The organism is Pseudomonas sp. RAC1, assembly GCF_030658255.1.
In the GTDB taxonomy this organism is placed as follows: Bacteria; Pseudomonadota; Gammaproteobacteria; order Pseudomonadales; family Pseudomonadaceae; genus Aquipseudomonas; species Aquipseudomonas boreofloridensis.
The window spans coordinates 37,825-53,131 of record NZ_JAUTXS020000022.1 but is presented as its reverse complement, the minus strand read 5'-3'; the positions used below and the strand labels follow the sequence as shown (position 1 = coordinate 53,131).

General features: G+C 59.3%; 13 protein-coding genes and 1 other RNA gene. 9 read left to right on the top strand and 5 right to left on the bottom strand.

Features of this window, described 5'->3' with window-relative positions:
* The first annotated feature begins 17 nt into the window (after positions 1–17).
* From Q7C30_RS05270 to Q7C30_RS05250, 5 genes are read left to right on the top strand one after another with little or no spacing between them, the layout of a single operon-like run.
* Positions 18–476: an ATP-binding protein gene (locus Q7C30_RS05270; RefSeq protein ID WP_060493986.1), complete on the top strand. Its 459-nt coding sequence runs from the start codon at positions 18–20 to the stop codon at positions 474–476.
* A gap of 4 nt (positions 477–480) precedes the next feature.
* A complete protein-coding gene (gene drmA, locus Q7C30_RS05265; protein ID WP_317870911.1) occupies positions 481–4,515 on the top strand; it encodes a DISARM system helicase DrmA in 4,035 nt (1,344 codons plus the stop codon).
* Between the two features lie 2 nt (positions 4,516–4,517).
* Complete coding sequence (locus Q7C30_RS05260; RefSeq protein WP_317870910.1) at positions 4,518–6,374, top strand: DUF1998 domain-containing protein; 1,857 nt, start codon at positions 4,518–4,520, stop codon at positions 6,372–6,374.
* A gap of 1 nt (position 6,375) precedes the next feature.
* Positions 6,376–7,140, top strand: coding sequence for a DISARM system phospholipase D-like protein DrmC (gene drmC / locus Q7C30_RS05255; RefSeq protein WP_317870909.1), 765 nt, complete (start codon positions 6,376–6,378; stop codon positions 7,138–7,140).
* 17 nt (positions 7,141–7,157) lie between these two features.
* Complete coding sequence (locus Q7C30_RS05250) at positions 7,158–7,574, top strand: very short patch repair endonuclease (protein WP_317870908.1); 417 nt, start codon at positions 7,158–7,160, stop codon at positions 7,572–7,574.
* Here Q7C30_RS05250 and Q7C30_RS05245 read toward each other — a convergent pair.
* Together Q7C30_RS05245 and Q7C30_RS05240 are read right to left on the bottom strand one after the other, a co-directional pair.
* Entirely contained in the window at positions 7,525–8,589 is a 1,065-nt protein-coding gene (locus Q7C30_RS05245; protein WP_317870907.1) for a DNA cytosine methyltransferase, read from the bottom strand. The two genes, Q7C30_RS05250 and Q7C30_RS05245, sit on opposite strands and share 50 nt — an antisense overlap.
* Positions 8,590–8,691: 102 nt before the next feature.
* Positions 8,692–9,447: an HNH endonuclease gene (locus tag Q7C30_RS05240; protein WP_317870906.1), complete on the bottom strand. Its 756-nt coding sequence runs from the start codon at positions 9,445–9,447 to the stop codon at positions 8,692–8,694.
* Between the two features lie 572 nt (positions 9,448–10,019).
* Between Q7C30_RS05240 and Q7C30_RS05235 the strand changes: the two genes are divergently transcribed.
* The gene (locus Q7C30_RS05235; protein WP_317870905.1) at positions 10,020–10,244 is read left to right on the top strand and encodes a hypothetical protein; all 225 of its coding nucleotides are present in this window, start codon (positions 10,020–10,022) and stop codon (positions 10,242–10,244) included.
* A 75-nt stretch (positions 10,245–10,319) separates the two neighbouring features.
* Here the strand turns inward: Q7C30_RS05235 and ssrA are convergent.
* Together ssrA and Q7C30_RS05225 are read right to left on the bottom strand one after the other, a co-directional pair.
* Positions 10,320–10,711, bottom strand: a transfer-messenger RNA (tmRNA) gene (gene ssrA, locus Q7C30_RS05230).
* Positions 10,712–10,816: 105 nt separating this feature from the next.
* On the bottom strand, positions 10,817–11,095 hold the full coding sequence (locus Q7C30_RS05225; protein ID WP_317870904.1) for a hypothetical protein: 279 nt from the start codon (positions 11,093–11,095) through the stop codon (positions 10,817–10,819).
* A gap of 355 nt (positions 11,096–11,450) precedes the next feature.
* Here Q7C30_RS05225 and Q7C30_RS05220 point away from each other — a divergent pair, with 355 nt between their 5' ends.
* Genes Q7C30_RS05220 through Q7C30_RS05210 form a run of 3 tightly spaced genes read left to right on the top strand, consistent with a single transcriptional unit; the run spans position 11,451 to position 14,052 of the window.
* On the top strand, positions 11,451–12,887 hold the full coding sequence (locus Q7C30_RS05220; protein ID WP_317870903.1) for a cytochrome ubiquinol oxidase subunit I: 1,437 nt from the start codon (positions 11,451–11,453) through the stop codon (positions 12,885–12,887).
* Between the two features lie 3 nt (positions 12,888–12,890).
* On the top strand, positions 12,891–13,898 hold the full coding sequence (cydB, locus tag Q7C30_RS05215) for a cytochrome d ubiquinol oxidase subunit II (RefSeq protein WP_116889238.1): 1,008 nt from the start codon (positions 12,891–12,893) through the stop codon (positions 13,896–13,898).
* Between the two features lie 13 nt (positions 13,899–13,911).
* Entirely contained in the window at positions 13,912–14,052 is a 141-nt protein-coding gene (locus tag Q7C30_RS05210; protein ID WP_037028932.1) for a DUF2474 domain-containing protein, read from the top strand.
* Between the two features lie 90 nt (positions 14,053–14,142).
* Here the strand turns inward: Q7C30_RS05210 and Q7C30_RS05205 are convergent, their stop codons facing one another.
* Positions 14,143–15,267: a methyltransferase gene (locus Q7C30_RS05205; protein ID WP_116889234.1), complete on the bottom strand. Its 1,125-nt coding sequence runs from the start codon at positions 15,265–15,267 to the stop codon at positions 14,143–14,145.
* Positions 15,268–15,307 lie beyond the last annotated feature (40 nt).

Below are 15,307 nucleotides of genomic sequence, written 5' to 3'. Positions count from 1 at the left end.
ATGAGAGGTGAGGGCAAATGACGAATGAAGTCACACCGACGTTTGAGATGACTGTAGACCTCAACGTCCTCGAACATCTCGGTATCAACCTTTACAGCAACATAGCCGCCGTCCTGACCGAAGCGGTGGCCAATGCATGGGACGCGGATGCATTGAGCGTGCAGATTCGAGTGGCTCCGAACAATGAGTGGATCAAGATCGAAGATGATGGCATCGGCATGTCGGTCGATGACCTGATATTGCGTGAGCAGAATCAGACCAGTCCTAATATCGAGGTGATCTTCGTGCTCGGGAAGACCGTAGTCGAAGAGGCATCCAACCCGGATCGACTAAAGTTGTCGATGACATCGATCTCGGCAGATAGTCGCATCGTTCATTACGACACCCTGATTCGTGGAGCGCAGGAAGGGTATTCGGCCTATATCGCCCAGAGTAAGTCGCTCGACAAGCTGGAAGATATCGTTAATAGGATTTAGAAGAATGAGCTTGGAAGAGATGGTGCAGAACAGCACCCCAGAGGCTTGGATAGTCGTCGATCGTGGCTTGAGGCGTGATATTCGCTTGGCCGACGAGGTCGTCTATCTAAGAGGAAATCATCCCGCGTTGCGCGAGGGGGCCTGGGTGCTAGTTTTGAACCCAGCTGGCGGCGTTGTGCGTATCGGTCATGTCTTGCGTATCCGAGTCGACACGGAAGGCACTTCCCTGTATTTCGATAAGGCCCAGACGATAGCGCCTGGGGTGGGGATTGGTAGCACCGGTTTGCTGCCTCCGACCGCTGGCAGCGTCGTACGAGCGACCTGGACAGATTTCGCAGAGGCTATTCCCCGTGTGCTGGGTATCACTCTCGCCGATATTCCGCTGATCGAGAACGAGGCTTACGTTCGCGAGCTTTTGCAGTTCGCGATCATGGACGACCTTCTAGGGCCTGCCGGTGGGCCGGAAGAGCTCATCGTCGATATGAGCGTTCGCGACCGATACCTCGTCGGCAAGCTTGCGCCGATGGAGAACTCCAAGCGCGGCGAAGATGTGGCTCCGCCGGAAAAGAATGAGGACGATGAGCCAGCGGATCTGGAACCGAAGGCACAGTCGAGTAAAGTCGATTCACCTCCGAAATCTGGTGGTGGGGATTCCGAGGCAGAAGAGGAAGTGGATACAGCCTCGAATCAATCGCTCGCACCGTCGAGTTTGGGCTTCACTTTTTGCGTCGATGGCGATGCGGAAAGTCTTGAGGTGGTGGTGAGTTGGGGGCGCTATGAGCGCTTCGAATCCGATGACCCGGCTCATGCCAAGGTGGTCAAGAAGGCAGTACGTGACGCCGAAGGTCGAGTGATCAAGACCACCGAGCAAGTTCTCAAAGCTAAAGTCTGGCGGCGTAAGCCTTCTGGTGGAACCTTCCAGTTGGCGCTGAAGGATGGAGTGATTTCTCCGGTCACCCCTGATTCTGCATGCCAAGATGTGATCATCCAGGGTACGGTGCGTTCACCCAACGAGAAGGGTGAACGATTGATCACTCTGTTTCTGGTGAATGGCCAAACGGAGCCTGATGAGAATCGCGATACCGCTTGGGTGTTCCAGCCGGAAATCCTCGTACGAGCCAATGACAAAAATTCGCTGAAAGATATATTCCGCCGCCGCCCAGCATTGGAAGCCGATGCTGGCGCTGCGGACGATGACGATTTACGCGAGCGCTTGGCGCTGGAGATGATCTATCGCGATCGGGTCGAGTTCGCAGTAGGGCACGGTGTTGCAGTGCATGCAGTGTCTGGTCCAGATGTGGCAAAGGCGATAGAGCTGCGCACTGCGGTGATGCCGCAATACGAAGTGCCGGTCACCGAAACACCGGGTTTGTATCCGCAGGATCGGCCAGCGATGCGCAGATTGGTCGACGAAGGTCTGCTGGATATGAAGGGACTGGCAGAACTGGAGAAAGACCAACTTGTCGCTGCACTCGGAATACTTACCGAGGACTATGCCGCATGGATCAAGGATCAGCGTGCACGCACTGATAGGGATGTGGCTGGCTATGCGCAGCAAGCCGATGAGGCGCTGAGCCACTGTGAGTCGATCCTGATTCGTCTGCGTGAGGGTGTGGAGTTATTGGCTGCGGATGACAAGGCCTTGGCGGCTTTCCGTTTCGCTAACCGAGCGATGGCGATCCAGCGGGTGCATAGCGCGTTCGCCTTGCAGCGCCGTCGCGGGCGCACTGTCGAGCTAGCGGAGTTCGATGTACCGAAGAACCGCTCTTGGCGTCCCTTCCAGTTGGCTTTCCTGCTGCTGTCCGTTCCTGGGCTTACCGATCCTAAGCATACGGATCGCACTCAGCCTCTGCAGGCTTATGCAGATTTGCTCTGGTTCCCAACTGGTGGTGGTAAGACTGAGGCCTACCTGGGGGTGGCTGCATTCACAATGGCAATCCGCCGCTTACAAGGAAATTTGGGGGGCTACGATTCGTCTCGCGGGCTGGGGGTGATCATGCGCTACACCCTGCGGTTGCTGACTTTGCAGCAGTTCCAGCGGGCTACCGCGTTGATCTGTGCGATGGAACATATTCGTCGGGAAGCATTATCGGCAGGTGATAAGTCCCTTGGTGAGAGCGCTTTCACAATCGGTCTTTGGGTCGGTAACAAGGTGACGCCTGGGACTACCGAGGATAGCCATAAGTTCATCGAGGCCATTCGTACCCCAGGGCGAAATCCCACCGGAATGGCTTCGCCGGCGCAGCTGACAGGTTGCCCTTGGTGCGGAACCGAGATTGACCCGAAGAGGGATATTGAGGTCGACAAGATATCAGGGCGTACGACGATCTATTGCGGCGACAAGCTGAGCACCTGTGACTTCTCTCGTGGTCGTTCGAGCAAGCAGGTACACCCTGGTTTGCCGGTGATGGTCGTGGATGAGGAGATGTACCACCGCCCGCCGTCGATGATGATCGCCACGGTGGACAAGTTCGCCATGATGGCGTGGCGTGGGCAGGTACGGAACCTCTTCGGCCGGGTATCGAAGGAGTGTTCCCGCCATGGATTGCTTTGGCCTGGCTCGGATTGCAATACCGGCCATAGGGCTCTTGCGGGTAGGGCTGTTGCTTCGGTCAAGGCTATTTCTCAGGTGCGGCCTCCGGATCTGATTATCCAGGATGAGTTCCACCTGATCAGCGGTCCCTTGGGAACCATGGTAGGGCTCTACGAGAGCACGGTCGATGAGCTGTGCACGTGGCAGTTCGATGGCGATGCTATCCGGCCGAAGGTGATCGCCTCCACCGCTACCGTTCGTAAGGCGCAGCAGCAGGTCAACAACGTCTTCATGCGTCAGGTATCGGTTTTCCCGCCCCATGGCTTAGACGTCGAGGACAACTTCTTCTCGGTGCAGCGGCCCATCGAGCAAAAGCCAGGACGGCGTTATCTGGGAATCTGCTCTCCGGGCAGCTCACGGCCGGCGATGTTGATCCGTGTCTACACGGCAGCGCTGACCGCCGCTCAAGCACTATTCGATCGATTCGGCAAAGCTGCCGATCCTTACATGACCATGGTGGGCTACTTCAACTCATTGCGAGAGCTGGGAGGCATGAAGCGTCTAGCCGAGGACGATGTGCAGACCCGTGCGTACCGTGTCCAAATGAGCATGGTGCAGCGGCCTGGCCTGGCCCAGCGCAGCGTCATGAATATCCGTGAACTGACTTCCCGGGTTTCCAACCAGGACATCCCCAAGTATCTCGATCAGCTCGAAGTGATGTTCAAGTCCGAATGGGATCCTGAGCTAGGTAGGTACGTGACCAAGTGGGAGGAGGGCGATGCACGAGCCATCGACATCGTTTTGGCGACCAACATGCTGTCGGTCGGCGTCGACGTCAATCGGTTGGGCATTATGGCCGTCAACGGTCAGCCGAAGGGAACGGCGGAATACATTCAGGCAACCAGTCGTGTCGGCCGACTATTCCCTGGGTTGGTCTGTACCGTACTGACATGGGCGCGCCCACGCGATCTTTCGCATTACGAGACCTTCGAGCATTACCACGCGACGTTCTACAAACACGTCGAGGCGCAATCGGTCACTCCGTTCTCGCCGCGTGCGATGGACCGAGGTCTGACCGGGGCGATGCTGTCGCTCATCCGTGCCAAAAGTGATCGTTTCGCTCCGAACGAGGGGGCGCAGAGTCTCAAGCAACCTAATCAGGTGGAAATGCTGGATGCGATGAAGGTGCTCGAAACGCGTGCCGACAACATCGCGGAGGCCCCTGCGAAGAAGCTCGCTAGCGGCATGCTCAAGCAGCGGGCGGATCAGTGGGTGAATGAGGTGATGCAGGGCAATCGTATCTTGGCGTACGAGAAGCGTGGGCCTGAGAGGGATCTGACCTATGCCTTAATCAAGGCACCTGGCACGCATACTTGGGATAACTGGACGGTGCCCATGTCGATGCGCGAGGTCGAACCTGGCGTTCGCTTGATCATGAACTCAGCGAAGATCAAAGATGATATTCAATGGAAGCCTCGCCCCGCGGCGGCTGATAAGGATGAATGAAGATGGCGCACGAAAAGACTCCCGTTGGCTCGGTAAGGCCCAGCCAACTGTTATGGACCTATGGTCCAGGTGCTCTCATCGATTTGCCGAATCTGTCGGTCGTGACTTTGGGTATCGACATCTGGGAGAGGGATCGATGCAACCTGGTGATTGAAAATCGCCTGCTCGCCGCGGTGCAGAAAGCGCTTGGTCCTCAGGTCGAATCACTACGAATGCCGCCTATCAGCAAGAGCGAGTCGAATGACACGAGCTCTGCGGAGGCTAATGTCGGTGTGCCGGTAAAGCCGTTCCCCCGTTGGTTGCGCTGTGTGAAATGCGGGCTGCTCTCGCCTTACGACAGCGGGTTGTTCGAGTTGAAGGAAGGGTATCGCCGCCCGGAGGCGACTCGTTTCGTGCATCAGGGCTGTCGCGGTTCGAAGGGCGATCAGCCTGCGAAGGACGCCGATGCCGTTCCAGCACGTTTCCTTTTGGCTTGCAAGAATGGGCATCTGGATGATTTTCCTTGGCAGTGGTTCGTCCACAGTGGCCCCAAAGATTGCAAAGGCACGCTGCGTTTCTTCGAAAGTGGCGCATCCCTTCAGACCGAGAACTTATGGGTCAAATGCGACGCTTGCGGTGCGGCGCGCAACATGGCTCATGCCTTCGGACAGCTCGGTAAGGAGAACCTACCGGGCTGTCGTGGACGGCATCCTCATTTGGATCAGTTCGAGCCGGATTGCGATGCCGAGCCACGGGCCGTGCTGTTGGGGGCGACCAACAGCTGGTTTCCAGTCTCCTTGTCTGCGTTGGCGATACCTCAAGCAAAGGATGGTCTGGCGCAGTTGTTGGAGGATGGTTGGAGCTTCTTCAGCGATCTGGAGTCGCTCGATGAGGTTCCCCTGACCATCAAGCTGTTGAAGAAGACCAGCTCATTGCCTGGAATCGATCAGTATTCCGCAGAAGCCATTTGGGCAGGCATCCAGGCTCATCGTTCTGGAGATGGCGAGAGTGTCACCGAAGCTGACATAAAGGGTCCCGAGTGGCGGGTGCTGATCGACCCGGTGCCAGTGAATGACTATCCGCATTTCTTGTCTGAGGCAGTGGCTGTTCCTCAGGGTTTCCAAGGCAAGATCGCCAGGGTATTGCTGTTGAAGCGTCTGCGCGAGGTGAATGCTTTGCTCGGCTTCACGCGAGTCGAGGCGCCTGACGACTCGGCCGGCAGTGGGGCTGTACCGATCCAGGCGCCACTGTCGCGTGCGAAGCCCGAATGGGTTCCCGCTAACCAAGTGCATGGTGAAGGCATCTTCATTCAATTCGATGAGCAGTCGATATCGGAATGGGAGCAGAATACCGATGTTCAGGCTGTCGATGTAAGGATGCGTGGAGGGCACAAAGGTTGGAGAAACTCCCGCCATCTCTGTCCTCCGGAAGACGGTTATCCAGGTGCTCGTTACGTGATGCTGCACACTCTGGCGCATCTCCTGATCCGAGAGTTGGCGTTGGAGTGCGGATACAACGCGGCCAGCATCAGAGAGCGGATCTATGCCGAAGTGAATGAGGATGGCAGCCAGTCCGGCTTCATCATCTACACGGCTGCTGCGGACTCCGATGGTACCTTGGGTGGATTGGTCGAACTGGGCAAGCCCGAGAACCTAGAGCGTCTAATGGTTCAAGCTTTGCGGCGTGCGCGCATTTGCTCCTCCGATCCCCTGTGCGCGGAGCATGATCCCCGGAAAGACCGTAGTTTGCATGCAGCGGCGTGCCATGCGTGTTCCTTCGTCGCGGAGACATCGTGCGAGCGTGGCAACCGTTATCTCGACCGGGCGATGGTCGTGCCGACTTTCGAGAATGCCAAAGTGGCATTCTTCCCGGACATTTGAGATGCGAGAGCTACTGGCAGCGGTGTCCGAGTTGGTTTCCATCGTCTCCAATGACCGCGTAGCCGCCTTGGCTGCGAAGGTCAGAGGAATGCAAGTCACGAAGGCAGGCGATCTGAGAGCGGGGTCACTGTCCGCGAAGGCTGATAACGCGCTCAAGGCGCTGGTCGGAGCCTGGAAGGCGTCGACCATTAGTGGCGAGACGCTGGCCGCAATACTTCTGGCCGCTGCGCATGCGTTTCGTCATGCGGAGAGTCGACAGAGGGTCGAGCTGGTGTGGACTGGGCCGACGACCGAACTCGTTCCTGCTCGGCGAACCGAGCAGGCTTTGATACAGGTGATTGATGCCGCTCAGCACCGGTTGTTCATCACCAGTTACGTCGCGTACGACATTGAGTCGATCGCCAGGGCGCTGAAGTCAGCAGCAGAGCGTGGCGTGAAAATCGAGTTTCTGATGGAGCTCTCGAGCGCTTTGGGTGGCAAGGTCAGTGTCGACCCTATCGGTAACCTGAGGAAGATCGTCCCCGATGCGCTTTTCTACGTCTGGAAAGATAAAGGTGCTGCGTTCGTCAATGGCAGCGTGCATGCGAAGGTCGCGGTGGCGGATGGAGCGTATTGCTTCATCACCAGTGCCAACCTGACCGGATACGCGATGGACCAGAACATGGAGGCTGGAGTCTTGATCTCGGGTGATCCACTGCCAGAGCAGCTTCATCGACATCTGGAAGCCTTGGCGATGGTGGGGGTGATCGTTAATACCGACGATTGAGTGTCGGAGGAGGGATAATGTCGCGTAGCGATATCATGCGTGCGGTCAAGCGTGCCCATACTGGGCCGGAGATCGTCGTTCGCCAAGCGTTGCATGCTCTGGGGTTTAGGTTCCGTTTGCATCGCCGAGATCTCCCGGGTTCGCCGGACATAGTCCTTCCGCGATTTCGGACCGTGGTCTTCGTGCATGGGTGTTTCTGGCATCGACATCCTGGTTGCCGCTATGCGAGCACGCCGAAGAGCAGACAGGAGTATTGGCTTCCGAAGTTCAAGGCCAATGTCGAGCGGGATGCAAAAAAAGAGGCCCAGCTGCGAGAGCTGGGCTGGCGTGTGTTGGTGATCTGGGAGTGTGAAACGAAGAGCAGAGAGAAGCTGGAGGCGCGCCTCAGGCTTGAAGTCGATCTTCCGCTTGGCGAGTCGCCTCGTAGGCCCTGACGTGCTGCACTAGGCTTTCTCCGATCACCTCTCCCAGCCGCACTGGAACGGCGTTGCCGATCATGCGGCCGACCGCTTTGAACGTGATCCGCTCTGGCTCCATGAACACATAGTTCCTAGGGAATGACTGCAGGATAGCGGCTTCGCGCAGTGATAGAGCGCGGGCCTGTTTTGGATGGCCGAAGCGACCGTTCCCGAAGCCGTAGCAGAGGGTAGTCATCGTCGGGCTGGGGCGGTCTGCACGCATGCGCCCGTAGACGCTCGGGTACGTCTTACCACTCTCCTTGCGATGGCATTCAGCGACCAGCTCTGGGGGCCAATCTTTCCAGGTTCCGCCTGGCTTGGAATGAATGATGCGCCGCATGTTGATTGGAGTAAGTGTCGCTGCCCGGTGAAGTGGGTCGTTCGGGTCACATTCTCCGGCCGCTAGGCTAGGGAGTGTGCCGATTACGTCTTCGACAGTGACTGGAGCGTTCAGATGCGTGGGGGGGATGATGCTTATGGGCATTCCTAGCCTTGAGGCGAGCAGTACATGTCGACGGCGCTGTTGCGGCAGACCATAGTCGACGCAGGCTACGCGGCCATCCCATATCTCGTAGTTTTGATCCCTCAGGCTCTGTACGAAGTCGCGGTAAACCTCATGCTTGGTGACGTCAGGGACGTTTTCCATGGTTACCAAATGAGGTTCGGTTTCTTCGATGAGCCGGCTGAAGTGATAGAGGAGCGGCCACTTCCGATCGCTGCGGGTGTCTTTACCCTGGTTGTAGGTCGAAAACGGCTGACAGGGGGCGCAACCGGCCAGTAGCCTGTATCGGTCTGGGCGATACCAGGCCAGCAGCTCTTCGGCTGTCACATCCTTAACGTCTTTGGTGACGAAGATGGCCTGGTTGTTCTCTTGGTAGGCGTACGCGCATTGCCCTTCGATGTCATATCCAGCATGCACGGTGACGCCGGTGTTGCGCATGCCTGCAGTAAGGCCACCAGCGCCACAGAAAAGGTCAACAGCATCAATCATGGGATAGGCCCTCCTAGCAGGAGGTATTCTAGCCGGAACCGTTGTAAAGATCGAGCACGATATTTACAACGGCTACCATATCGTGAGCTGTGTTTCGCGGGCTTATGCCTTTGTTCTAAGCGCCCGAACTTGTTCCACGCTCAGCCATTTTCGTTTGGAGTGAATGACCCGATGGCAGTTAGCGCAGAGCAGCGCTAGCTCGGAGAGCTTGGTTCTTTCGCCAGGCTTTAGGGTATGGACGGGCTTGGTATGGTGGACATCGATGATGCCGTCGCCTGCTGGGCCGTATGCCTGGGCGAAGTCGAAATCACACGCTTCGCATTGCAGGCAACCCCGTTTCTGCAATGCGTCTTTTTTCTTAGCCTCGACCAAGGCACGGCTGCGCTCTCGAACCCGATGTAGGCGGGTGAGCACTTTGCCTTCTGCCGCTTCTGCGATGCCGAGTTCATCGTCGCCAGCTAGCGCATGGGTTTCAGGATTCGAGCTCTCGACGATGCCGCGAATGGCTACCACCACTGCAGCGAGTTCGACAGGGGCGTTGGCGTACTCGTCCCAAACCAAACGCTCGTCTTTGTTGCCTTTCGCTAGTCCGGTTTTCCCGTCCTTGATGTACTCGGGGTCCCAGCGGCGGAAATTACCGAGCTTCATGTAAACGCCATTCTCGTTACGGAAGCTGCCGCCGTTGTTTAAACCAAGCGCTTCGCCGATTTGACCGAGCAATTGTGACAGGGCTTTGACCTCGGGATGATGCTTGGAGGGCAACGAATCACGATGCTTAAGGTAGAGGTCTAGGGCGAGAATCAGCTCGTCGCGGGTCCAGGCTGGATTGGCTTGGGATTTTGGCGAAGATGCATCCATGGCTTGGGTTCCGATGTTCAAAAATCTCATGGTCTGTGGCTGTGGGCATCATTGTAATGGCAACGTGCCCTGCATCCACGCATGAAGGGACTGCTCTCTATGTCAATAGGTGAGATTACAAACTACCCACTTTAAGGAAATTTCCTTCCCCGCTAGCGGTTGCGAAAAAGTCCGCCCTAAGGCTACATTCCCCAAGTCGCAGCAAAATCTGCGACCAGGTGTAGGAACCTGCTGGTAAACTTGGCGCTCGCACAAGGCGCCCCATCACATCGGCTGGCGCCTTTTTTGCGTCTGCTGTGATGTCATGGCGGCTGTGTGTGGGCAGGCTTCGGCCTGGCCGGGTTCCAAGTTTCCCGGTATTCCTACCCCACGCACAGCTGCCACCCAATCCCGTAGGAAGGATCGTGGTAGCTCCAACCTCAAACTTGGAGTCTCATGCATGCTAATTCGCATTCTGAGCAGGATCCCCGCATCCGCTCTCCGCCGGCCAACCCCTGCGGCCACCTCATCCCCAGCTTTCTACCCGATCGACAGCCAAGCCCTTGCCGAATGCGCCAAGCAGGAGGTGTCCCATGACTGACCGTGAGCATTTGTCTACCCTCCAAAGCTACGTCTGGACGCTCGAGCTATTAGGCGAGGCGCTGGTCCAGCATGACGAGGTGCTGGAGTGCGAGCACAACCCGCAACTGAGCGTCCGCAACACTGCGGGCATTCATCAGGCGGTCCGAATCATCAGCCGGCTGGCCAGCGAGCAGTTCGCCAAGCTGGAGGCGATGAGGGAGGAGGGGGAAAGGTGATGGCGTGCTGCCGTTGAGGCACTGAATCCCGCGCAAAAAAAAGACGCCCAAAGGCGTCTTCTTCTGTTTCGGATTTGGTGGAGCCGGGGGGATTTGAACCCCCGTCCGCCAGTACTCCGCTGTCGGTACTACATGCTTAGCCATCTCAACTGAGTTAATCCGCAGCCGCCCGAGTGGCAGGGTGCTTTGGACGAGTTGGGTAAGTTTTAGTCGCTTTGCCCCCAACGTGCTACACGACGATCCTGTTCTGTATGACAATCACTTCGGGTTTACAGGCATCCCCTGGTGATTGCTGGAGCCGAAGCTACCAGGAGAGCGGGCTCAGCTGCTTACGCAGCGAGAGCGTAGCCCTCGTAGTTTTCGTCATTGGCAACTATAGAAAGTTGCAACAGTGGATTTACGAGTTCTGTTACCAACTCGGCATGCACCTAGAGTTTCGCGACCGGCGTCGAATCCTAATCGGCCCCACACTCAGCTCTAGCTGACGTATCTCGCGACACGTGCCGCGCAGTATACGCTTTTACAGGGGCGGCGTCGACAGCGAGTGCCGCCGCCCTTTCCACGGCCCTGAATCAGGCGCCGCTGCTGCCTTTTTCAGTCTTGTTCAGACGCTCCAGCACCTTGTTGGTGATGGTGATGCATTCCTTGTTGTCGCCCTTGGCCTGAGCGGCCTTGGCTTCGTCGATGTGCTTGTTGAGGGTATCGACCAGGCCTTCGGAGGTGGCGCCGGTGGTGGCCATTTCGTCGTTGATCTTCTGCAGGTTGATCGCACACAGGTCATCGGCAGCGAACACCGGCGAGGCCAGCAGGGTGGCAGCCGCGAATATGGCGGAAAGCGCAGTACCTTTCATGGGTGTCTCCTCGTGAAGGCCGCGGGAAAGTGGGCCTGAAAAGTGGACTGTGGCCTTTGGCCAAGGGTTCCATTGGCGTTGCCGGAGGTTTGCGCACGAAATGTTGCGAAGGTAAAGAGGGTGAGGCAACCGGTCACGCGGCAAACAACCACACAGCCTGTGCTGGCGTTCGGGTCTATGCTTGGCTTCAGTCGTTGATCTGGATCAATCGTTCCAGATGCAACGATACGGCCGACCGGCCAGGTTCCCTGCGATCGAACAGAACAATCCGACAACAGCGCACTCGATCATCTGTAGGGGCAGTGAGCGTGCGGGTCACGAGCCCGAACGCCTGATTACCTGAAGAGGAAGCATCATGTTCGGTTTGGAAGCCTTGGAGCTCGCCCGAATCCAGTTTGCGTTTACCGTCTCCTTCCACATTCTGTTCCCGGCCATCACCATTGGTCTGGCGAGCTATCTTGCGGTGCTCGAAGGCCTCTGGCTGAAGACCGACAACCGCGTCTACCGTGACCTCTACCAGTTCTGGTCGAAGATCTTCGCCGTCAACTTCGGCATGGGCGTGGTCTCCGGGCTGGTCATGGCCTATCAGTTCGGCACCAACTGGAGTGGGTTCTCCGACTTCGCCGGGTCGATCACGGGTCCACTGCTCACTTACGAAGTGCTCACCGCCTTCTTCCTGGAAGCCGGTTTCCTGGGCGTCATGCTGTTCGGCTGGAACCGCGTGGGCCGGGGGCTGCACTTCTTCGCCACGGTGATGGTGGCGATCGGCACGTTGGTGTCGACCTTCTGGATCCTCGCCTCCAACAGCTGGATGCAGACGCCCCAGGGCCACGAGATCATCGACGGTCGCGTGGTGCCGATGGACTGGTTCCTGGTCATCTTCAACCCGTCGTTCCCCTACCGCCTGATGCACATGGCCACGGCCGCGTTCGTGGCCACGGCGTTCTTCGTCGGTGCGTCGGGGGCCTGGCACCTGCTGCGCGGGCGGGACAACCCGGCGGTGCGCAAGATGCTGTCGATGGCCATGTGGATGGCGTTGATCGTCGCGCCCATTCAGGCGGTGATCGGCGACTTCCATGGCCTGAACACGCTCAAGCACCAGCCGGTGAAGATCGCGGCCATCGAAGGGCACTGGGAGAACACGCCGGGCGAGCCGACGCCGCTGATCCTGTTCGGACTGCCGGACATGCAGGCCGAGACCACGCGGTTCAAGATCGAGATTCCGGCGCTGGGCAGCTTGATCCTGACCCACAGTCTGGACCAGCAAGTGCCGGCCATGAAGGAGTTCGCGCCTGAGGACCGGCCCAATTCGACCATCGTGTTCTGGTCGTTCCGGGTCATGGTCGGGCTGGGCATGCTGATGATCCTGGTCGGTCTGTGGAGCCTGTGGCTGCGCAAGCGCGGCACCTTGTACAGCTCGCGGCCGTTCCTGTACCTGACGCTGTGGATGGGGCCGTCCGGGCTGATCGCCATTCTGGCCGGCTGGTTCACCACTGAGGTGGGGCGTCAGCCGTGGGTGGTGTACGGGCTGATGCGCACCGCCGATGGGGTGTCCAACCACAGCACCCTGCAACTTGGCTTCACCTTGGTGATGTTCGTGGTGGTGTACTTCGCGCTGTTCGGCACCGGCCTGGGCTACATGATGCGCCTGGTGCGCAAGGGCCCGGCCAGCGGCGAGGGCGACAGTCAGCCGCCGGGTGGTCCGGGGCAGCAACGCACGCCGGCGCGGCCGTTGTCCGCCGCCGATGATCGCGGTACGCCGCAGCACGCCAGCCTGAACGAGGGGAACTGAGCCATGGGTATCGATCTGCCACTGATGTGGGCCGTGATCATCATCTTCGGGGTGATGATGTACGTGGTCATGGATGGTTTTGACCTGGGTATCGGCATGCTCTTCCCCTTCGTCAAGGGCGAGCGTGACCGCGATGTGATGATGAACACCGTCGCCCCGGTCTGGGACGGCAACGAGACTTGGCTGGTGCTGGGCGGCGCGGGGTTGTTCGGGGCGTTTCCGCTGGCCTATTCGGTGGTGCTGGAGGCGCTGTACCTGCCGCTGATGCTGATGCTGGTGGGGTTGATCTTCCGGGGCGTGGCCTTCGAGTTCCGCTTCAAGGCCACCGACGACAAGCGTCACCTGTGGGACAAGGCGTTCATCGGCGGTTCGCTGGTGGCGACGTTCTTCCAGGGCGTGGCGCTGGGCGCCTTCATCGAAGGCTTCAAGGTGGTCGATCGGCACTACGCCGGTGGCACGCTGGACTGGCTGACGCCGTTCAGCCTGTTCAGTGGGGTGGGGTTGATCGTGGCCTACACGCTGCTGGGCTGCACCTGGCTGATCATGAAGACCGAAGGCCCGCTGCAGAAGCAGATGCACGACCTGGCCCGGCCGTTGGCGCTGGTGCTGCTGGTGGTGATCGGCATCGTCAGCCTGTGGACGCCGCTGGCCTACGGGCAGATCGCCGAGCGCTGGTTCAGCATGCCCAACCTGATCTGGTTCATGCCGGTGCCTGTGCTGGTGCTGGTGACCTTCTACGGCTTGCTCAAGGCGGTGGCGCGGCATGCCAACTACCTGCCGTTCCTGCTGACGCTGGTGCTGATCTTCCTGGGCTACAGCGGGCTGGGCATCAGCCTGTGGCCGAACATCATTCCTCCATCGATATCCATCTGGGAGGCCGCTGCGCCGCCGCAGAGCCAAGGCTTCATGCTGGTGGGCACGCTGTTCATCCTGCCGCTGATCCTGGGGTACACCTTCTGGAGCTACTACGTGTTCCGCGGCAAGGTGCGCCACGATGACGGGTATCACTGAGGAGGGCAGGGTGATGACGGTCGAAGAGAAGAAGCCACTCTGGCAGCGCCTGGGCTGGTTGGTGCTGATCTGGGCACTGAGCGTCGCGGCGCTGGGCGTGGTGGCCTATGGCATGCGCCTGTTCATGAATGCGGCGGGGTTGACCACCCATTGAGCGGGGACGCGCCAGTGTTCGCTTGAGATCGCCGGGGCCGCTTTGCGGCCCTTTTCGCAACGCAAGGCCACCTCCACACATGTCCAGGCATTACTTGCGCGCTTTGAGCACCACGAACTTGGGCGTCGCGGCCACTTGTTCAACACCACGGAACAGCCGCGCCAGTTTGCTGTGATAACCCAGGTGGCGGTTGCCGACGATGTACAGCGCGCCGCCCACCACCAGCGCTTCGCGCGCCTGCTGGAACATGCGCCAGGCGAGGAAATCGCCGACCACCTGCTGCTGGTGGAACGGTGGATTGCACAGCACCACGTCCAGCGATTGCTTGTCCTGCCCCGCCAGCCCGTCATCCGCACGGATATCCGCCAGCCGTTCGCCCAATGCCGCCTGCCAGTTCTCCCGCGCCGACTGCACGGCCATGTACGACTCATCTACCAAGGTGTGCTGCGCTTGTGGGTTGAGCAGTGCGCTGGCGATGCCCAGCACGCCGTTGCCGCACCCCAGGTCGGCGATACGTGCCTGGCCCAAGTCGCGCGGCAGGTGGGGCAGGAAGGCGCGGGTGCCGATGTCCAGGCCTTCGCGGCAGAACACGTTGGCGTGGTTGAGCAGTTCCAGCGCCGGGCTGTCCAGGCGGTAGCGCGTGGGATAGGGCGACGCGGCCTGTGGGCGTTCGGCGAACGTGGCGGTCAGCAGACGCGCTTTCTTCTGCGCCAGCGACGCCTGCACCGGGCCGATGTAGCGCTCCAGCAAATCGCCCGCCGCGCGCGGCAGGTGCTTGATCATGGCGCCGGCGATCACTTCGGCGCCCGGCGCCAGATGGCCCTGCAAGCGAATCAACTGTTCTTCGAGCAAGGCCAGGGTCTTCGGCACGCGCACCAGCACGCGGTCGAACGGCCCCTGCCAAGCGGCGCTGGCCGGCACGAATGGCACGCAGTCGAAGGGCTTGCCGTTGCGCGCCAGGTTCTTCTCCAGCGCCAGGTGAGCCAAGTGCGAGTCGCCGCTGCTGATCACTTGCACTTGCCCAGCCAGGCTCGCGGCCAGGGCGCCGAAACTGTCGTTGAGAATCAGCACCCGTGCGTCGGCGGCGGGCGCCTGGGTGGCCAGGTGCGAGAGCAGGTATTCGTCGGCGGCGTCGAAGGCCTGTAGCGGGTCGTTGTTCTGCTCCGGCTGGCGGATCAGGTCGAGTTCGGCGAAGGGGCTGGTGAGCAGAGGCATGGGAAACGGGCTCGAAACGGCTGCGCGCGCAGAGGTCTCT